This is a genomic window from Mesorhizobium sp. CNPSo 4670 (assembly GCF_057784235.1).
On the sequence record NZ_JBWJFQ010000029.1, the window covers coordinates 22,878 to 41,187 of the forward strand.

Sequence of the window (18,310 nt, forward strand, 5' to 3'; positions counted from 1 at the left end):
CAACTCACTCTCAAGCCCGGGATCGCCATCGCGACCCGGGCGGTTTTTTTCATGGAGATCGACATGTTCGACTGGAACAGAAGCTGCTCCTACGACGAGCAGCAAAAGAGACGTTTCCACGCCACAGCCCGTTCACGCCTGAAGAAACTTGCCGCTGAATTAAACTTGCCATCGGGCAGCTTTGACCTGCGCTCAAACAAGGCAGGCATCGCCGTTTGCGGTGAAATTACCCTGCACCATGACCGTGCCTATATCCAGGTCGGCCAGTTCGGGCTGTCCTCTGGTCACGGCATCCTGATCAGGACCTGCAAGGGCCGTAAGGACTATACCGGCGGGGCCAACCACTTCGTCGCACTCGGCATGCTGGATGATGTTCCGGCGCTCGCCGCCGCCGTCCGTGCCATCACTGGGGTTGGTCGAGACGTTTCGCGTTCCTCCGAGCGACGCGCCGCCTGAACCCTGTAAACCCCATCATCGCCAGTGCACGTGCCGGCCGCAGGGCTCGGCCCGTCGCCAGCCACAACACAGCAAGCAGTTGCCATGGCGCGGCAATGCCGCGCGTGGCCGAGCTGCGTTCAGGAGAACCTCATGACCGCACATCCACCCTTCAGGAAGGTGCTCGACGGCGTCGCCACCCGCGAGCAGATGTTCCAACTGTTCAGCCGTCACAAAGACACTCCCGGCATCGATCCCAATTCCGGCACTCCCTATTCAGGCGAGTGGTTTGAGATCACCGCGTCCGAATATCACTTCATGCTCGATTTGTTGCCGCCCTCTTCATGCGCACCGGCATGTTCGGCATGTCGGAGTATAAGGCCGGCAACGTCACCAGCGTATTCTTCGCGATCCGAATCCGGGGCCGCGAGCGCTGGTTTCATGGCTTCTGCGATCTCACCGATCGGCAGTCGCCAGACCAGATGCGCGCTGCCATCATCGCCCACGAGACCGGCGCGAGCGACAGCATGACCCGCTCGGAAAAGCTCGAGGCGATCTGGAACATAACCCCTGTCGAACTCAGGGGGACCGCCCGCAATACAGATCCCGAGACCGGGTGGGCCGAACATCAAGGCAAACGCACGATTCTCGCCAACGCCGGAAGGCATGATGCCGGCTTCAAGCTGCTCGATGATCTGTCGGATCTCGAGATCGACGAATTCCTGTCCAAAGTGCGATCGCGTCGGAGCTCACGAAGGAAGGCGACGATGGATATCTATGAGAACCGCGCCTCGACGGCGAAACCTCTCCATCACGGTGACCGACTTTCGCTCAATGGATGCACCCTTCCATCCTCAAGCTGTTGAGACATGCGAGACTGTATGGCCAACTGCCCCGATACAAGCATCCGGCCCTCAGCAAAACTTGGGGTCAGCGCCTGCCACGCGGGAGGTACCCGGCATTGCGTAAAGCGCCGATGAACAGGCTGGCCGGGCCGGCGATACTCGTTTTGGCCTGCATTGCGAGGGGCAGCGTGTCCCAGTCCTCCAAGGGAGCGATAAAGCTGGAGAAAGTGCCATTGACCATGCAATGGCTGGTCAACAAGCCATGCTTATCCAGCACCAGAACCCCTGTCTGCTTGCTTGGATACCGGATGGCGGCGACGCGCTGAAGTTCCATGTCGCCATCGATGCGCAAATTGAAAAGCAGGACGCCGTGGCTTCTGTGGGCGACTTCCGCGACTTTTTCCGCGAAAGGAACAGAAAGCGCACGAACGCTGTCGACCGCCATCCCGAAAACAAGCGCGTCCAGCTCATCCGCCGCCATGAGAAGATTAGTTCCCAAGAATATAAGGATTGCAATCGCTCCAGCCGGATTGTGCACAGTCATCGCACTCCCCCGGCTAGACGCCTGAGCCATGGCATGTATGAGGCAGCTCTCTCTCGGTAGGCATGTTTGCCCCCGTTGATTGAGCCGGTTGCCCCAGGGCCCACGACACACCGCTTGCTCGTTGCGAGGCTTCTCCGATAAAGCACGGCGAGACCGATAGGATACGTCGGGACCCGCTAACCCAAACTGCGACTTGGCTTGCAAGTCATGCTCACATCAAGGAACAGACTATGAAGCGCCAGATCCGGCCATTCATCGTGGAAACGAAACAGAGGCGCGGTAAGCAGAAGCCAAGCCATTCGATCTGGGGCGATCTCGACCTGTCCAAGATTGCTACCGAGATGACGCAGCCGGCTCAAGCTGCTCCGCTCCCAAATTCGGAGGTCATTGACTTCAGTATAAGACCCCTTGATGCTGAAGAAGGGGATAAACCACAAGCGGAGTATATGATGGCCGATTTTCAGGACGCTCAGACTGTTCAGACGACAGTAGCGCCAGCCAAAGTGGAAGTGCCTGAATCCAAGAAGAAAGTTCCGCGAGCAAAGAAAGCGAAGGCGGAGCTCGTAAAGCCGGCCCGCAAGAACGGAGCGAAACCTGCGCCCCAGGCTGCGGAAGCTCCCGTGGCAGCGAAGGCCGCCCGCAAGACATATTCCGAGAAGGAACGCTCCCAGAAGCTTGCCCAGATCGAGAAATCGATCGCTGCCGGCGCGACCAGCAAGACTGCGGTCGGCCAGGCCGGCATATCCGAGCAGACCTACTATTATTGGAAGAGGGCTGCCGCACCTTCTTCAGACAGCGGCGATCTCCGTGATCTTGTCGCGCTCGAAGAAGAAAACAAGCGCCTTAAGAACCTGCTTGCCGACCGTTTGCGCAAGGAAAATGCCGAACTCAAGAAGAAGCTGGGCCTTGCCTAAGGCATAGTGAGCATCGCTGGAAATCCGGAACGACACTTAAGGCGGTAGCGGCGGCATATCGCCTTCGCCGACCCGCCACACCCAGGAGCCGATCTCCGGGCGCGCGGCGATCATTTCGTCGAGCGACACTTCGAAGTTCTGGTCCGCTCCGGCCGGAACGACAAACAGCGCGATCGGCTCGTCCCTGTTCTGAAGCAACGCATTGGCGATCGGCTGGTCGGGTTGCAGGTCAAAGCGCAATCCCTTCACGCTCTTCTCGCGAAGGCGGGCGAGCCCATCGACGAGCCTTTTCTCCGGGACCGTCTCGTAGGGAATCCAGTTCTCGGACACCACCATCAACGCGACCTCCTCGACAATGGCGAGGCCGGCCGGGTTCAGTCCGAACGTCGCGATCGTCATCAGATGTGAGCTGGAATCCGCTGCCCACAGGGACAATTCTTTTTCAAAACGCGCCTGCAAGCGGCGATGCAAGGCATCGTCGATGATGAAGGGAAAACCGGGCAAATGCCTGATGACGAGTTTCTGACCGGAGCGGGCGGGCACGATCTCCTTCACTTCGCCGACCACGACGAGCAACTTTCGTGGACCTGATTTCGGCGGGAGCGCCGTGCCGAGAACCGCGTTGCGACGCTGCTCGATGGCTTGCCTGTTCTCGGCCCGAAACGGCTCGGGCACGAACAGGATATCGGCGAGCGGTCCGCCTCTCACTGTCATTTGCCCGGCAGCCTCGAGAAGGTGCCAGCGGACATTCCACCAATGCCGTTTGCCGGCCCACCTCGAGGTCCAGACCGTCAGTTCGGCCTCGTGCCAGAGATAATGAAGCAGGCCACGCAGCGACATTCTCTTAGGATCGGCGGTTACGCTGGCGGAATTTTGCCCCGCAGGCACCGATGCCGCGCGGCTCCCTGTCTTCGACAGGCTGAAGCCCAACTTGAGGGCCGCCAAGCCGTTTTGCGGATCGAGCTGTATCGCGCTGCCCATCAAGGCGCCCAGCCCGGACAGTTCGTAAGGCGATTCATAGGAATCACAGGATGGATCATGCTCGCCACCGCTGAGTGGCATGCGCTTCATCAGATGAACATCGCCGATGCGGGCGATGTACATCGGGCAGCCCGGCTCGCGGCACAGGCATAGCGGACGCTCGGTGCGGACATAGGCGCTCGCCAGCGCCGCCTGCAGGTCAGGCGCTGCCTCCTCGTAGACCGCACTGCCAATTCTAAACCGTCGCATCACCTCGACAGCTCCAGGTCGCCGCCGCATCGCGCGCATTCAAGGCATGGCTTTGCACAGAGCGCAACCCCTTTGGTGCATCGGCGCCAGAGGCAGAGGGGAGCCGGGAGGAGTGTGGCCCGGCTGGCGCGCAGAGAGTGTCGGCGCGGGCGCCACTCCCCTCTTGCGAAGGACATTTCCATGAACATCGTTTCGACCACACCCGCCGTTGCGCGGACTGCCGCTCCCCTCGACGCGCCGACGCCGGCCTCCATCAACACTGCCGAGGCGATTCATCAAGCGGCAACGCTGCTCCTGCCTTTCCTCGAGCAGGGTAAGCCTGTCACCACCGCCGCACTGCGCACCGCCATGACGACAAGTTTTGGCGGCAGCGATGCGCAAGGGTTCTGGGTTTGGAAGGACGGCTATGAGGCGCTCGAAGTCGCCCAGGTGCTGTTTCTGCGCCGGTTCGGCCCTGCGATCCTGTCCCGGTCCACCTCGCCGCAGGCAACGCTGGCGATGATCAAGCGCATCGCCGATCTTCTTCCCACCCATACGCGACGGTCCGACGAGAGCCAGGCCCTGCAGCAGCTCTCCACGCCCTTGCCGCTGGCCTTCGTCACGGCCCACGCTGCGGCGATCGGATCTTGCGACCTCGTTCTGGAACCCTCGGCCGGCACCGGTCTGCTCGCCGTCCACGCCGAGATGGCGCGCGCCTCGATCGCCCTCAACGAGCTTGCCGCGACGCGGGCCGATCTCCTCGGCCTTTTGTTTCCACGGGTTTCCGTCTCGCGGCACGACGCCGCCCATATCGATGATCATCTCGACGCGGCCATAGAGCCGTCAGTCGTGCTGATGAATCCACCGTTCAGCGTCGGCGCCTATGTCGACGGCCATGTCACTGACGCGGCGTGGCGGCATCTTTCCTCCGCATTCGCACGCCTACGCGCCGGCGGGCGCCTGGTCGCCATCACCGGCAACGGACTGTCTCCCGAAAACCCCAAATGGCGGCCGGCCTTCGAACGCCTGCAGCAGCAGGGCACCGTCATCTTCACCGCGGCGATCGACGGCCGTGTCTACGCCCGCCATGGGACGACGGCCGAGACCCGCCTGACAATTATCGACAAGGTACCCGCCGCCGATCCAAAAAGCTTCGTCCGGTCGACCGGCAAGGCCACGGATGTCGAAACGCTGCTTACCTGGATCACGGATCTGCCCCGGACACCGGGCGGGTTTCCGGACTCGATCGGCGCGCTGTCCAGGGGCGTCCTGCGCAATGACGCCATACACATGGGCGGCCGATCGGGGGCGAGAGCCGCACCCCTCGCTGTCTCAAAGGCTGCTCCGAAGGCCATCCAACCGGTCCGTACGAATGCGCGGGCGAAACCCGCCCGCCAGGTCAAGGCAAACAGCACGCCTGCGGTCTCCCTCGCCTATGAGCTACGCGACTGGATGCCGGAAGAGGGCGGCCGGCTCACCGACACGATCTACGAACCCTACGCGCTTCAGTCGATGGACATTCCCCGCGCAAAGCCGCATCCGACGCCGCTCGTGCAGTCGGCCGCAATGGCCGCCGTTGCGCCACCAAAACCTTCCTATCGGCCGCTTCTTCCTGATGCGATCATCGACGAAGGCCTGCTGTCGGACGCCCAGCTCGAAAGCGTCATCTATGCCGGCGAAGCGCATTGCGGACATCTCGCCGGCACCTGGACGGTTGACGAGACCTGGGATGTCGCTTCGGCCGCCCCGGAAGGGGCTGCGAATGCTGTCCGCTTCCGCCGTGGTTGGTTTTTGGGTGACGGAACCGGCTGCGGCAAGGGACGGCAAGTCGCGGGCATCATCCTTGACAACTGGCTGCAGGGCCGCCGCCGTGCGATCTGGATTTCCAAGTCGGACAAGCTGCTGGAAGATGCCCAGCGCGATTGGGCGGCACTTGGCCAGGAAAAACTTCTCGTGCAGCCACTGTCGCGCTATCGGCAGGGCACGCCGATCCGCCTTGCCGAGGGCATCCTGTTCACAACCTACGCGACGCTGCGCTCGCAGCAACGGGAAGGCAAGAAATCCCGGATCGCCCAGATCCTCGACTGGGTGGGCCAAGAGTCAGGCAGGGTCGAAGGCCCGACGGCGATTAAAGAAAGCCCGACGAGGATTGGTGCAAACCCGTTGGCGGGGAAAAAATCTTTCGATGGCGTCATCGTCTTCGACGAGGCCCACGCGATGGCTAACGCCGCTGGGGGCAAAAGCGAGCGTGGCGACGTCGCCCCGTCGCAGCAGGGCAGGGCGGGACTGCGGCTGCAGCACGCCCTTCCTGACGCGCGGGTGGTCTACGTCTCGGCGACCGGTGCGACCGCGGTCGAGAACCTCGCCTATGCGCAGCGTCTCGGCATCTGGGGTAGCGAGGATTTTCCCTTCGCCAACCGCGCCGAATTCGTCGCCGCGATCGAGGATGGCGGTGTCGCGGCGATGGAAGTGCTCGCCCGCGATCTCAAATCGCTCGGCCTCTATGCGGCGCGTTCGCTGTCTTATGACGGGGTCGAATATGACCTGCTCGAGCATGCGCTGACCGAGGAACAGATCCGCATCTACGACGCCTATGCCGACGCCTTCCAGGTCATCCACAACAACCTGACCGCCGCGCTCGAGGCGACCAACATCACTAGTGAGGCCGGCACGCTGAACCGCGACGCAAAATCGGCCGCCCGTTCGGCCTTCGAAAGCACCAAGCAGCGCTTCTTCAGCCATCTCATCACCTCGATGATGACGCCAACGCTGATCGGCGCGATCGAGCAGGACCGCGCCCACGGTCATTCGGCGGTCGTGCAGATCGTCTCGACCGGCGAGGCGCTGATGGAACGGCGCCTTGCCGAGATCCCGACCGAGGAATGGTCGGATCTGCATGTCGACGTCACGCCGCGCGAGTACGTCGGCGGGTACTTGATGCACTCCTTCCCCACCCAGTTGTTCGAGGAATATTCGGACGCGGAGGGCAACGTCTGCTCGCGGCCTGCCCACGATGAAGATGGCAACCCGGTTCAATGCCGCGAGGCGGTTCGCCGGCGCGACGAGATGGTCGAGCGGCTTGGGTCGTTGCCGCCGGTCGGCAGCGCGCTCGACCAGATCATCCATCACTTCGGCACCGACACCGTCGCCGAGGTGACTGGCCGCGCGCGGCGTATCGTGAAAAAGACTGGCCGCGACGGCATAGACCGGCTGGCCGCGGAAAACCGCCCTGGCTCGGCCAATCTCGCCGAGACCCAGAGTTTCATGAATGACGACAAGCGCGTACTGATCTTTTCGGATGCCGGCGGCACAGGCCGCTCCTACCACGCCGATCTCGGCATCAGGAATCAGAGGCTTCGCAAGCATTATCTGCTCGAGGCCGGCTGGCGCGCCGACAACGCCATCCAGGGTCTCGGGCGGACCCACCGCACAAATCAGAAGCAACCGCCACTGTTCCGGCCCATGGCCGCGAACGTGAAAGCCGGCAAGCGCTTCCTGTCGACGATCGCCAGGCGTCTCGACACGCTAGGTGCGATCACGCGCGGCCAGCGCCAGACCGGCGGGGCAGGGCTGTTCCGCGCCGAGGACAATCTCGAAAGCCCCTACGCGCGGGCCGCGCTTCGCCAATTCTACATGCTGCTGCATCAGGGCAGGATCGAAGGTTGCTCGCTGACGACCTTCGAGACTGTGACCGGACTGTCGCTGACGACTGACGAGGGCGGGCTGCGCGACGAACTGCCGCCCATCACGACCTGGCTCAACCGCCTGCTGGCGCTGCGCATCGAAACCCAGAATCTGCTGTTCGAGGTGTTCGAGCAACTGATGACGGCGAAGGTCGAGGGCGCGATCGCTGCCGGCTCCTATGACAAAGGTCTGGAGACGATTACGGCGGAGAGCATCGTCGTCACCGATCGCCGCACCGTATACTCGCACCCGGTCTCGGGCGCGCAGTCGCATGTGCTGACCGTCGCGCGCAAGGATCGGATTCGGCCGCTCAGCCTCGTCGACGCGCTGGCTATCGTCCGGGCCGAGCCGCAAGCGGTTCTGCTGGTGAACACGCGGTCGAACCGCGCGGCGATACAGCTGCCGACGGCGAGCCTGATGCTCGACGACGGCGCGATAGAGCAGCGCGTGCGCCTGCTGCGGCCGACGGACGAACTGCGCTTCGGTCTCAACGCCCTTGCCGAAACCCACTGGCAGCCGGCCGAACGAAAATTGTTCTGCGACCTCTGGCAGGCAGAAGTCGCCGCCGTCCCGGAGTTCACCACCAGCACCTTTCACATCGTGACGGGTCTGCTGCTGCCGATCTGGCGGCGCTTGCCGGATCATGATTGCCAGGTCTATCGGATCCAGACCGATGCCGGCGAACGCATCATCGGGCGTCACATCGCGCCAACCCTTGTCGCGACCATGTTGCGCAATCTGGGTCTCGCCGATGCGCCGAGGCTCGCGCCGGAAGATGCCTGGACCGGACTCCTTGAAGGCAGAATCGGACTGCAGCTTGCCGACGGCCTGATCCTGCGCCGCAGCCGCGTCATGAACGACTACCGCGTCGAATTGATCGGCTTCACCGACGCTTTTGTTCCGCGGCTGAAGGCGCTGGGACTGATCTCCGAGATCATCTCCTGGAAGCTCCGGCTGTTCATCCCGACGGCCGCGCAAGGGCCGTCCATCCTCGCCTCGCTGCTCGATCGCCATACGCTGATCGGCGTCACCGACCGCGATAGGGCTTGAACGGAGGCGATCATGACCGGCTCGGCTTCCGAGCTGGCACGCCGCCTGGGCGAACATGCCGAGGCAGTGTGCCGCGAGTATCTCTTCAATGGCCATCGCTCCGGCAATCACTGGATCGTCGGAGATGTCCGCAACACGCGCGGCCGCTCCATGCATGTGCGGCTGAAGGTCAACGCGAAGGGCCCGGCGGGTCGATGGGTCGACGAGGCGACGTCTGAATTTGGCGATCTGCTCGATGTCATCCGAGAAAGCTGCGGCCTCGTCGACTTCCGCGAGGTCGCGGATGAAGCACGTCGCTTCCTCTCCCTGCCGCTGCCACCGCCCCAGCCCCTTGGCGCGCAGCGCCAGCCTGCCGCAGCCCGCGGCTCCCCCGATGCCGCGCGTCGCCTGTTCGCCATGTCGCAGCCGATCGCCGGCACCCTCGCCGAGCGATATCTTGCCGGGCGCGGCATTCTGCTCCCCACGCATGAGCGTGCCGTCCGCTTCCATCCCGGCTGCTACTACCGCAATCTCATCACCGGCGAGACGCAGACGCTTCCGGCGTTGATTGCCGCTGTCACCAGCTTCGACGGTCAGATCACCGGCCTGCAGCGCACCTGGCTCGATGCATCGGGCGATGGAAAGGCGCAGCTCGCCGATCCCCGTCGCTCGCTGGGTCATCTCTTGGGCAACGCCATCTGGCTAGGCCACGAGTCCGGTGCGCCTGTTCCTGTGATGGCCGCCGGTGAGGGGTTCGAGACGATGGCGTCGCTTAAGGTGGTGATGCCGGCGCTGCCGGTTGCCGCGGCCACCTCGGCCAATCACCTCGCCGGCCTGCTCTTCCCGCTTGGCTGTCGTCGCCTCTACATCGCGGCCGATGCCGACGCCGCCGGCCGGCACGGCATCGAGCGTCTCAGTCAGCGTGCAGGCGAGGCCGGGATCCTCGCCCTGGTGCTTCGTCCGCAGCTCGGCGATTTCAACGACGATCTGCGCCATCTCGGCCCGGCTCATCTTGCAGCATGGCTCGCCGATCAGCTCCTCCTGGAGGATGCCCGTCGCTTCCTGCCGTCCGGATGAACGGCCCGGACTGGCAAGCCGGCAGCGGACACGTAACCCGAAAGCTTGCAGGCCATGGCGCAATCCGCCGGAGAGGCCGCGCCCGCGGCCTGCCTGAGAGGCGACCCCTGCCACCCCCCGGTCACGGCCGCAACGGCTGCGCCGTCCTGCGCTCGCGCTCCGGCCTTCGGTGCGGCCGGGCCCGGGGCGCGGCCGGGATGCGCTGTCAGGCCGCGATTGGCGTGGCCACAGCCGACGGAGACATGCCATGACCTACGAGCTTCCTTTCGACGACGCCTACGAGCCCTACCACGCCTCCTCGCCGACCGACCGCGTCATCCTCGAACTGCAGATGTACGGCCATCGCCCGCATCAGGACGAACCTGATCCTCGACCACTTCCCGACGACGAGGTGATCCGGGTCGGCCTCGCCGGGATCGTCGAGACCTTCGCCGGCATGCTTGGCGACACCAGGCTCGAACCCGATCTCGACGACCTGCTCTGGTCCTTCGCGAACGTCTTCCACCGTGCCGCCGAGCGCGTCGCCCGCAGCCTCGACCGCAACGAGGAGGCGCAGCGTTCGAGCCAGCAGGAGCAGGACGGCTCGGAGGTGAAGTCCGTCGAGCTCGAGCGGCTGACCGCGGAAGGCATCAGCTATATCGAGCGCCGCAACGTGCTCGAAATCATGCGCGATGAGGCCGCCGACCTCTACGAGGCGCAGACCGGATCGGCATGGCGACCGCGCACTGGCTCCAAGGTCTCCCACCAGGCGATGACCGCGTCGGTGATCGACTCCAGAGACTTCCTCGCTGCCCGCCGTCGCGCCGAAACCGAGGTGCTCGTTCCAGCCGGCACCAAGATTGCCTTCGCCGGAGGTCTCGACTGCAACGATCACGACCGAATCTGGGACGCCCTCGACAAGGCCCGCGAAAAACATCCCGACATGGTCCTGCTCCACGGGGGCAGCCCGCGCGGCGCCGAACGTATCGCCGCCTGCTGGGCCGAAAACCGCAAGGTCACCCAGATCGCCTTCAAGCCGGACTGGAACAGGCACGCCAAGGCGGCGCCGTTCCGCCGCAACGACCAGCTGCTGTCGGTGGTGCCCTATGGCGTGATCGTCTTTCCCGGCTCCGGCATCACCGACAACCTTGCCGACAAGGCGCGTCGGCTGGGCATTCCCGTCTGGCGGTTCGTGGAGGGCGGCGCGTGAGCGCCGTTTTCTTGCAAATCAAGAAAATCTGGATAATATGGAGATCAACAAGGAGTCCAGCCATGCGTCAGTTCACGACGGGGGATCTCAACAAACAGGTTGGCGACGTCACCGACGTTGCCAGCCGCGAACCCGTTATTCTCACCAAGCACCGGAAACCCCGGTTCGTGTTGATGAGTTACGAGCACTACGAACGGATGCGCACCGGCGGCGATCCCCGCCGCGCATACCATGTCTCCGAGATGCCGGAGGAACACGCGGAACTCTTCGCCGCCGAGATCGACCGACTGGCGCGCGGGGAGGGATACGATGATGAGCGGTAGATTTCTGCCCGGTCAGGTGATCTCCTACCCCTATCTTTGGGCATGGCAACACGAGCGCGGCGAAACCGAAGGCCGCAAGAGCCGGCCGACCTGCGTGGTCATTGCTGTTCGCGGCACGAGAGACCGCCTGACCCATCTCGCGCTCCTGGCGATAACCACCCAGCCACCGCCCGCCGATCGGGTCAGTTTGGAAGTCTCCACCATCGAGTGCCGCCGCGCTGGTCTGACCGATCTCAAACGGTGCTGGATCGTGGTTGACGAATACAACTACGATATTGCCGAACGCTCCTGGTACATCGAATCCGACGGCAAGCCCCTCGGTCGTTTCAGCAAGGCATTCATGATGAAGATCGCAGGCGCCTTTATCGAAGCGCGCAGCGAGGGCCGCCGCGTCAGCCGTCTGGATTGATGTTCTCTTTTCGCGGCCACGTGAGCCCCTGGCTGGCCAACAAAGACCACTAGCCCCAAGCGCGTAGCGCCACTAGCCAGATGCGCGAAGCGCCTCCGGCAGCGGCAGGGTCCGGGCGCGCCGGCCTTCGCCCGGCCGGGCTCTCGTCGCGGCGTCCCGCCGCTCCCCGAGCCGGCTTTGCCGTCTCGGCCTTCGGGTGACGATCCCTCGCGCAAGGCCAGGGGGAGAGGGCGGCCGGCGCGGGGCGGGGCGCTGGAGAGAAGGGAAAGTCACCATGTCGATGATATTCATAGGCGGATCATGCGAGATATTCGAGCTGCCGGAACCTGCGATCGCTCGCATCGGCGCAATCGTTGCTGCCGAGCACGGCGTGCTGGTTGGCGACGCGCCCGGAGCCGATGCCGAGGCGCAGGGCCTGCTCGCGGGCTACAAGTACGAGCATGTCGGGGTCTTCCATGCCGGCAAGGAACCCCGCAACAATCTGGGCGACTGGGCCGCCTACCATGTTCCTTCTCCTGAAGGAGTTCACGAGCACTGGTTCCACGCCGCAAAGGACCGGGAGATGGCGCGGCGCGCCGACTTTGGCATGATGGTCTGGGACGGCGCATCACCCGGTACGGCCGCCAACGTGCTTCGGCTCGCCATCGCTAACAAGCCGTGCGTCATTTACGATCTGGCCAGGGGCAGCATGGCGACGACGTACAATGTGGAGGACTGGTGCGCCATGCTCCGCCATGCCGGTCCGGACATTCGACGCCAAGCCGAAGCCCGCATGACGCCGGACGAGCGTCTGGCGTTGCCAGGATGATGGATGCGGCCCCGCCGACAGCCCGGCGGGTTCAATCAGATATGTTGATCCGGCTCCTCGCCGCCTACTCCACTTGTGTGAGCGGAGGGATCCGGCCCCTTTCGCAACCGGGCCACGCGCAGGGCCGCAGGGCTTTGTGCGGATGATCATCTTTTCTCGCCTCTGAAGCGGGTGCAAGCGTGCCGAACAACATCCTGGCTTGCCGGGTCATCCAACCTGACTGCGCGGTATCATCCCCCGAGGGCGTGAAGGCCGCCGCCAACCGGCCCCGATCTCGAAACCGCTATGCCGCCATACCGAACACGCAAGGCGGTCACGCGCCGGGCTGCTGTTCGATGTGTTGGCAATGCCGACGGTATGACCCGAGAGGCCGCAGCATGTTCCTGCGATCCGGCAGCGTTGCGTCGGCGGTCTGGCGATGGCGGCCTGAGTTCTTTTCCTTCGGTCGCATCCGGGACCATTCCCGTTTCATGTCGCCTTTGTAGACGACCGCCTGCTTTGTGCGGTCAACCCCCGTTGGGGGTACACTCGGCGAATATTCAGGAAAATTCGATTTCTGTTTTTGTCTGCGGGCAGGCGAAGGGCCTGCCCGCAATTTTTCGGCAAATAGAATTTTCCAGAATTTTCGCCGAGATGACCGCAGCAGGACGGCCCTCTCCTTTGGCGCCATCGGGAATGGTCCCGATGCAACCGAAGGAGAACTACCATGGCCACCACGATCGCTAACCTCACCACCAAGGCCGACGGCTCGATGGAAGGCGTCTTTGCCACGCTCCGGGTCAATGCCCCGATCACCCTTATCCCGAACACCAACAAGTCGCGCGAGGACGCCCCCGACTACCGGATCGTCAACAAGCGCACAGGCTTCGAGATCGGAGCCGGCTGGCACCGCATCTCCCAGCGTTCGGGCGAGGAGTACCTCTCGGTCAAGCTGGAAGCCCCCGAGATTGGCGTCATCTTCGGCAATCTCGCTCCCGCCCCGGGTGGCGAGGAAAACAAGAAGGTCATCCTCTGGAACAACCCCCAGTGAGGCATCGGTGGCCGGCCCCGCAAGGGGCCGGCTCCCCACCGGCAAGAGGAGGTTGCAATGAGCCGCTACACCATCACTGTCACTGGCGCCGTCACCGGACAGGTCCGCTCGGATCCAGAAGCTGTCATCGGCTACGATCCACCACTTCGGACCTACTTCCTGCAGGCATTCCCGCACGAAGAAACCGACGAGCCCGGTCTTTGGCTCGGCACCCACGATCGAGCGTTCGAAACGCTTGAGGATCTTCACCGCGCAGCCATCTCACACGGCTACGACTTCATGCCGCTGTCGCCCAAACTGGCCGCAAAGCTGGCCGACGACAAACCGGCAGCCAGCGGGCGTCCGGTGCGAGACACAATCTTCGGCCAGGTGCTGAAACACCTCAACCAACCCAAGTAGGCAACACGTCTCAGGGCCCGCCACGGAGTGTTCCGTCGCGGGCCTTTTTTGCGCGTCGCAAAAGAGCCACGAATATCACCCGCTACAGCAAGAGACAGCGACTCCAAACCGCCGATTATTCCTTCGGTAGTTTGTGCTTATGAATGCGGATATAGTCCTGGACAGCCTTTCGCAGCAGTTCGGTCATGCTGTGCCCGTTGCTGATCGCCAGCAACTTGAACTGGCGCTGCTCCACGGCCGTCAGATAGTAGCCGCAGCGAACCATCTCCTCCTCGCGAATCTTCTTTCCGGCGACGGGGTCCTTTTTCTGACCCTGCCGCAGCAGCTTGCGGAAATCGGGCCCGACTGCCGGGGACGGCTTTGTTGGCTCCTGCATCGGTGGCGCAGCCTGCTGCTTGATCCCTGACGGCTCGGCCTTCGGCGGGATGAACATGCTCGGCAGCGCCGGCGGCTGCGTGGAGATCGCCTTCATCATGCGGGCTTTCTTGTCGTCACCGGGTTTCGGCACGGGTTCTTCACTCATGCCGCGTTCCTTGTGGCTTCGATGAAGGTTTGCAGAAGGTCGTCAAAGACGCCTTCGCTCTCGGCAACCGCCTTCGCGTCAGGCACCTCGGGGCTGTAAAGGGTCTGCCCCGTCTGAAGGTCGCGGTAGGCAACGCGATTGTGCAGGACGTGTTTTGCAATTGGCGTGCCGTTGGCCTGGATGATGGCGCGCAGTTCGGTCAGGGCTCGCGCCCTGCCATCGATGATGGTCTGCTTGGTCAGCACGAATATCGCGGGCAGCGGTCTACCCCGGCTCTCAACCGCCAGCGGGATGTAGTGGTCGGTGATCTGGATTGCGGCGGTCACATCGTCGAGGGCAAAATAGACCGGCACGACGACAATGTCGGCGGCGAAGAGCCCGGCCATGAGGTTGTCATTTGTGGTGCCTTCCGTATCGATCAAGACGACCGAGCGTTCCCCGTTGTGAGTGGCTGCCGCGCGAAGGATTTCCTGCGGCGTCATCGCGCTCACCATCGTGAGTCTGTCAGGACGATTGCCAGCTTCGCCCAGCATCTGGAACCAGCGGTTCATGTTCTGCCGCCGGTCGCCATCGATAAGAGTGACCGAATAGCCCCGATGCAGCGCGACGGATGCGAGGGTGCGTAGCATCGTCGATTTGCCAGTGCCGCCCTTTGGGATCGCAGCGGAGATGATCATGGGGCCTCCTTCCGGCGTTGTCTCCTTGTTTCCATGTCAACATCGAAACAAGTCATCATGGGCACATGAAACGAAATCACGGTCGCAACATGGTGACATTGTCGACGGGGAAGACTGGTTTGGCAACCCAGGCGCGCATCGATAAGGGCTCGCTAAAGGGGCAGTTTTTGCGCAGCTGCTGTCTTCAGCAAAAAACAGGTCCGGTGGCCCATCGACTGCGCATTTTCCGACAACGGTTTTCCGGCTGCGCATCAGAGGGCTGACTTGTTTCCATGTTAACATGGAAACAAGTCGTCAGCGCATCATAGACACATCGCATCAAATCACGATGGGAACATTTCGCCCGCGCCGCTGCCGCTGACGACTGGGCTGGTGAGAAGACGGGCCCATAATTTACTTTCCTCCTCACTTCTTATTTGGCAGGATAGCCTATTTTGTGATACACACAAAATAGGCGGCGCGGCCCTGGCGGGCCTTAGCGCCCGCAAGCGGGCTTGAGAGATGGATGCAGACGCCCATAAAGCAGCGGTGAAGAGCGCGTCACGACGCTATGGCGAGGTGACGCACATCCGTTTTTCGGCTGACGAGCTGGCCAACCTCAAAGCCATTGCGGAGCGGGACGGCGTTACCGTCAGCGAGGTCGTCCGGCGTCTCGTGCGGGCAGAGGTCGGGCACCTGCCTGTCGCGTCAGACGCGTTGCGGCCGGCGATCGTGGACATGACCGATCAGCTGCGGCGCGTCGGGGTCAATTTCAATCAGGCCGTGCGCGCCCTGAAAGACCGCCGAGTTGCCCATGATGAGGACCTTGAGCAGGCGCTGATCGCCGTGGGCGACCTCGTGCGGCAGTTTCGCGATGAACTGAAAACGATGACCGCCGGCTCTCGCAAGGCGAGGGAAGCCAGGCCATGAGCGGTCGTCTTGCTGGCTACGCGGCCGAAATCGAACGCTATCTACGGGGCGAGTCCGGCGTGAAGCGCGAGGAACTGGACGACGACAAGTCCGCGACGAGCGCCCGACGCGCGGCCAGCGAATTTCAGGCGATGAAGGGTTATGAGCGGACCGGTGGCGGCGGACGCCTCGGGCAAGGACAAGCCGGCTCGACCGTAGGTGGCGGCAGACGCGCCGCTCGTTCATCGCCGGCAGGATTGGGGGCGGCGGGGGGCTCCGTCTCCAGCGGTGCACCGAAGTCCACTGCTGCTGCGAGCTCGCACAAGGCCGCTAGCGCGCCGATCATGGTTTATGGCGCCACGCTCGCCGGTTTCCGGTCGGAAGAGGAGGAGGAAGACTGGAAGCGGCGCGGCGGCGGCGGCGGCCGTGGCGCTGGCCGCTCTGGCGCTACAGGGCGAGCGGCGCGGGCGGGCTATCAGGCGCGGGCCGTGGCGGCACGAGCAGGCTATGCGGCGGGTGCGCAGCCTGCGGTGTTCAAGGTCATGCCCAATCCGCCATCGACCAGGGAGGCCGCCGCGCGGCTGCTCAATTACATCGGCAAGCGCGAGGACGAAAAAGGCGAGAAACACGACATCGAGATTTTTGACGAGGACGGGCAGGTCCTGGCGACAGGCGGCGCAAGAAAGGCGTTCCTGGAGATATTTTGCGAGACGTTCGAACCGCCCCTGGAAAACACCAATTTTCTGGAGGTTCGTTTCGAGCTCGCCGGCGAGGTCACCGATGCCGCCTTGAGCGATGCGTTGAGCAAGGCCTTCGCGGCAAAACCGTTCATCTATGCGCAGGATGGACAGACGGTGGAGGTTTACGCGCACACCGATGAGAGGGCCGGACCGCTTGTCAAGGTGGTTGCCGGTGGTCGAGATAACTCGCGCAGCAAGGCGCTCGACAAGATCGAGGCGCGTTTGTCTGAGGCGATGGGCGCGGCTGGGGTGGTCGCCAAGGCAGAGGTGACTGCGGCCGTCAGCCGTGAACCCAAAGCGAGATATTTCCTTCAGAAGTTCATCCGCACCCACAGTCAAATCCGCCACGCCAATGGCGAGCCCGTGCCTGGGGTGAAGAATTCCACGAAGGCGGCGGCTTCGGTCTACGAACAATGGCGCCCGCAGTTTTCGGGGCGTGAGCGCCGCAATGCCTATCACCTGCTTTTCTCGGCAAGGGCCGGCACCGATGCCAACGCCGTCATGGCTGCGGCGCGCGCCGTGCTCGAGGAGCGCGCGCCAGGATACAAGTTCGTCCTGGCGCATCACAAGGACACCAAGCACATCCATATCCATGCGATGGTGCAGGCGCGCTCTGCCGACGGCGAGCGCCTGAAATTCTACAAGCCGGATCTCGCGGCCTGGCGCGAGACCTTTGCGGAAAAAGCACGCGAGAACGGCATTGCGATGGTGGCGACGCGGCGCATGGATCATGCGATGACGCGGCCATTCACGAAGGAGCATGCCGGAGCCTATAGCCGCGCCCAGAGCGATCCGCGCTACCAGGTCAGCGCCAGGACGATCGAGCGAGTGGAGGCCAAGCGGCAACGTCGTTTAGATGTGCAATCCCTCGTCGTGAACGGCGATGCAATCGCTGGCGCATGGCATAAGACTGTGACGACGATGCGGACCGCGGGCATAGTCGGTCAGGCTCTCACGGCAGCGGAGTCGATCGGCAACAATTTGCTGCGGGTCCGTCGCGATCGGACAGGCGAGGGGCAGCCAGGTACCGCGGATCGCGGAGCTGATCAATCGGGGCAGAAGTCTTTCCTGTCCCATCCCGGTATGCGAGAATTGAATGCACTGATAGGAGATTTGAACATGGCGCAAACCCCCTTGGAAATGCGGCGTCAGATGGCCCGCGTCAATCAGGCCCTGGACAACATACGCGAGACGCTGCCGCCGGCGCATCAAGGACAGTTCGAACAGTATCGTGAAGAGGTGAACGACAAGATGCACGATCGTCTGGCGCGGCTGCAGTTTGAACGGCAGCAACAGCGTCGTGGTGGTGGCGGTGAGGAGCCAATCCCCGAGCGCGAGGCGCGAGGGCGAGACCTCCCAACGCGGGACGATCCCCGCCAGCCGGTTGAGCCGCGCACCGGCACCGAGCAGGAGAAGGTGAGTGCCAAGCAGAAGGACGCCAACAAGCAGAAGGCACGGCAGTCGGAAGAGCAGGACCGCAAGACCCAGCGCTCAAACGATAACGATTACGAGCGTTGAGCAAGGGCCAACCCAGCGTCGTCGCGCGGCGGTCTATCGAAACGGCGCATTCGCCACAGAATGATCAGT

At 63.3% G+C, this 18,310-nt stretch carries 16 protein-coding genes and 1 pseudogene; 13 read left to right on the forward strand and 4 right to left on the reverse strand.

Features of this window, described 5'->3' with window-relative positions:
• The first annotated feature begins 51 nt into the window (after nt 1-51).
• Both AC0ZT5_RS32000 and AC0ZT5_RS32005 read left to right on the forward strand, forming a co-directional pair.
• Nucleotides 52-456 carry a hypothetical protein gene (locus tag AC0ZT5_RS32000; protein WP_488499671.1) on the forward strand — a complete coding sequence of 135 codons (405 nt, stop codon included), beginning with the start codon at nt 52-54 and terminating at the stop codon, nt 454-456.
• Between the two features lie 189 nt (nt 457-645).
• Nucleotides 646-1,301, forward strand: a pseudogene (locus tag AC0ZT5_RS32005) (DUF1419 domain-containing protein).
• 64 nt (nt 1,302-1,365) lie between these two features.
• On the opposite strand, the gene AC0ZT5_RS32010 reads toward AC0ZT5_RS32005, so the two are convergent.
• Nucleotides 1,366-1,824, reverse strand: coding sequence for a hypothetical protein (locus tag AC0ZT5_RS32010; RefSeq protein ID WP_488499672.1), 459 nt, complete (start codon nt 1,822-1,824; stop codon nt 1,366-1,368).
• Nucleotides 1,825-2,054: 230 nt separating this feature from the next.
• Here AC0ZT5_RS32010 and AC0ZT5_RS32015 point away from each other — a divergent pair, with 230 nt between their 5' ends.
• The gene (locus tag AC0ZT5_RS32015) at nt 2,055-2,738 is read left to right on the forward strand and encodes a transposase (protein ID WP_488499673.1); all 684 of its coding nucleotides are present in this window, start codon (nt 2,055-2,057) and stop codon (nt 2,736-2,738) included.
• A 36-nt stretch (nt 2,739-2,774) separates the two neighbouring features.
• On the opposite strand, the gene AC0ZT5_RS32020 is transcribed toward AC0ZT5_RS32015, so the two are convergent.
• Nucleotides 2,775-3,968, reverse strand: a complete 1,194-nt coding sequence (locus AC0ZT5_RS32020; RefSeq protein ID WP_488499674.1) for a DUF1173 domain-containing protein — start codon at nt 3,966-3,968, stop codon at nt 2,775-2,777.
• A 180-nt stretch (nt 3,969-4,148) separates the two neighbouring features.
• Between AC0ZT5_RS32020 and AC0ZT5_RS32025 the strand changes: the two genes are divergently transcribed.
• From AC0ZT5_RS32025 to AC0ZT5_RS32060, 8 genes are all read left to right on the forward strand, one after another.
• Complete coding sequence (locus AC0ZT5_RS32025) at nt 4,149-8,681, forward strand: strawberry notch-like NTP hydrolase domain-containing protein (protein ID WP_488499675.1); 4,533 nt, start codon at nt 4,149-4,151, stop codon at nt 8,679-8,681.
• A 12-nt stretch (nt 8,682-8,693) separates the two neighbouring features.
• Nucleotides 8,694-9,737, forward strand: a complete 1,044-nt coding sequence (locus tag AC0ZT5_RS32030; RefSeq protein WP_488499676.1) for a DUF7146 domain-containing protein — start codon at nt 8,694-8,696, stop codon at nt 9,735-9,737.
• Nucleotides 9,738-9,984: 247 nt separating this feature from the next.
• Nucleotides 9,985-10,926 (forward strand): DUF2493 domain-containing protein, encoded by a 942-nt coding sequence (locus AC0ZT5_RS32035; RefSeq protein ID WP_488499677.1) that lies wholly within the window; start codon nt 9,985-9,987, stop codon nt 10,924-10,926.
• 62 nt (nt 10,927-10,988) lie between these two features.
• Complete coding sequence (locus tag AC0ZT5_RS32040) at nt 10,989-11,249, forward strand: type II toxin-antitoxin system prevent-host-death family antitoxin (RefSeq protein ID WP_488499678.1); 261 nt, start codon at nt 10,989-10,991, stop codon at nt 11,247-11,249.
• Nucleotides 11,239-11,658: a hypothetical protein gene (locus AC0ZT5_RS32045; RefSeq protein WP_488499679.1), complete on the forward strand. Its 420-nt coding sequence runs from the start codon at nt 11,239-11,241 to the stop codon at nt 11,656-11,658. Before AC0ZT5_RS32040 ends, AC0ZT5_RS32045 begins: the two co-directional genes overlap by 11 nt.
• Nucleotides 11,659-11,932: 274 nt before the next feature.
• Complete coding sequence (locus AC0ZT5_RS32050) at nt 11,933-12,466, forward strand: hypothetical protein (RefSeq protein WP_488499680.1); 534 nt, start codon at nt 11,933-11,935, stop codon at nt 12,464-12,466.
• 706 nt (nt 12,467-13,172) lie between these two features.
• Nucleotides 13,173-13,496 carry a DUF736 domain-containing protein gene (locus AC0ZT5_RS32055; protein ID WP_006205585.1) on the forward strand — a complete coding sequence of 108 codons (324 nt, stop codon included), beginning with the start codon at nt 13,173-13,175 and terminating at the stop codon, nt 13,494-13,496.
• 57 nt (nt 13,497-13,553) lie between these two features.
• The gene (locus AC0ZT5_RS32060) at nt 13,554-13,895 is read left to right on the forward strand and encodes a hypothetical protein (RefSeq protein ID WP_488499681.1); all 342 of its coding nucleotides are present in this window, start codon (nt 13,554-13,556) and stop codon (nt 13,893-13,895) included.
• A gap of 115 nt (nt 13,896-14,010) precedes the next feature.
• Here the strand turns inward: AC0ZT5_RS32060 and AC0ZT5_RS32065 are convergent, their stop codons facing one another.
• Both AC0ZT5_RS32065 and AC0ZT5_RS32070 read right to left on the reverse strand, forming a co-directional pair.
• A complete protein-coding gene (locus AC0ZT5_RS32065) occupies nt 14,011-14,418 on the reverse strand; it encodes a hypothetical protein (protein ID WP_488499682.1) in 408 nt (135 codons plus the stop codon).
• Complete coding sequence (locus AC0ZT5_RS32070; RefSeq protein ID WP_488499683.1) at nt 14,415-15,095, reverse strand: nucleotide-binding protein; 681 nt, start codon at nt 15,093-15,095, stop codon at nt 14,415-14,417. The genes AC0ZT5_RS32065 and AC0ZT5_RS32070 overlap by 4 nt, the downstream gene beginning before the upstream one ends.
• Before the next feature lie 501 nt (nt 15,096-15,596).
• On the opposite strand from AC0ZT5_RS32070, the gene AC0ZT5_RS32075 reads away from it, so the two are divergent.
• The gene (locus AC0ZT5_RS32075; protein WP_488499684.1) at nt 15,597-16,004 is read left to right on the forward strand and encodes a plasmid mobilization protein; all 408 of its coding nucleotides are present in this window, start codon (nt 15,597-15,599) and stop codon (nt 16,002-16,004) included.
• Entirely contained in the window at nt 16,001-18,241 is a 2,241-nt protein-coding gene (locus AC0ZT5_RS32080) for a relaxase/mobilization nuclease domain-containing protein (RefSeq protein WP_488499685.1), read from the forward strand. The genes AC0ZT5_RS32075 and AC0ZT5_RS32080 overlap by 4 nt, the downstream gene beginning before the upstream one ends.
• Nucleotides 18,242-18,310 lie beyond the last annotated feature (69 nt).

Bases quoted from the DNA above. Each gene is read 5' to 3' on its own strand.
- AC0ZT5_RS32000 (WP_488499671.1), top strand. From the start codon at position 52: ATGGAGATCGACATGTTCGACTGGAACAGAAGCTGCTCCTACGACGAG.
- AC0ZT5_RS32010 (WP_488499672.1), bottom strand. From the start codon at position 1,824: ATGACTGTGCACAATCCGGCTGGAGCGATTGCAATCCTTATATTCTTG.
- AC0ZT5_RS32015 (WP_488499673.1), top strand. From the start codon at position 2,055: ATGAAGCGCCAGATCCGGCCATTCATCGTGGAAACGAAACAGAGGCGC.
- AC0ZT5_RS32020 (WP_488499674.1), bottom strand. From the start codon at position 3,968: ATGCGACGGTTTAGAATTGGCAGTGCGGTCTACGAGGAGGCAGCGCCT.
- AC0ZT5_RS32025 (WP_488499675.1), top strand. From the start codon at position 4,149: ATGAACATCGTTTCGACCACACCCGCCGTTGCGCGGACTGCCGCTCCC.
- AC0ZT5_RS32030 (WP_488499676.1), top strand. From the start codon at position 8,694: ATGACCGGCTCGGCTTCCGAGCTGGCACGCCGCCTGGGCGAACATGCC.
- AC0ZT5_RS32035 (WP_488499677.1), top strand. From the start codon at position 9,985: ATGACCTACGAGCTTCCTTTCGACGACGCCTACGAGCCCTACCACGCC.
- AC0ZT5_RS32040 (WP_488499678.1), top strand. From the start codon at position 10,989: ATGCGTCAGTTCACGACGGGGGATCTCAACAAACAGGTTGGCGACGTC.
- AC0ZT5_RS32045 (WP_488499679.1), top strand. From the start codon at position 11,239: ATGAGCGGTAGATTTCTGCCCGGTCAGGTGATCTCCTACCCCTATCTT.
- AC0ZT5_RS32050 (WP_488499680.1), top strand. From the start codon at position 11,933: ATGTCGATGATATTCATAGGCGGATCATGCGAGATATTCGAGCTGCCG.
- AC0ZT5_RS32055 (WP_006205585.1), top strand. From the start codon at position 13,173: ATGGCCACCACGATCGCTAACCTCACCACCAAGGCCGACGGCTCGATG.
- AC0ZT5_RS32060 (WP_488499681.1), top strand. From the start codon at position 13,554: ATGAGCCGCTACACCATCACTGTCACTGGCGCCGTCACCGGACAGGTC.
- AC0ZT5_RS32065 (WP_488499682.1), bottom strand. From the start codon at position 14,418: ATGAGTGAAGAACCCGTGCCGAAACCCGGTGACGACAAGAAAGCCCGC.
- AC0ZT5_RS32070 (WP_488499683.1), bottom strand. From the start codon at position 15,095: ATGATCATCTCCGCTGCGATCCCAAAGGGCGGCACTGGCAAATCGACG.
- AC0ZT5_RS32075 (WP_488499684.1), top strand. From the start codon at position 15,597: ATGGATGCAGACGCCCATAAAGCAGCGGTGAAGAGCGCGTCACGACGC.
- AC0ZT5_RS32080 (WP_488499685.1), top strand. From the start codon at position 16,001: ATGAGCGGTCGTCTTGCTGGCTACGCGGCCGAAATCGAACGCTATCTA.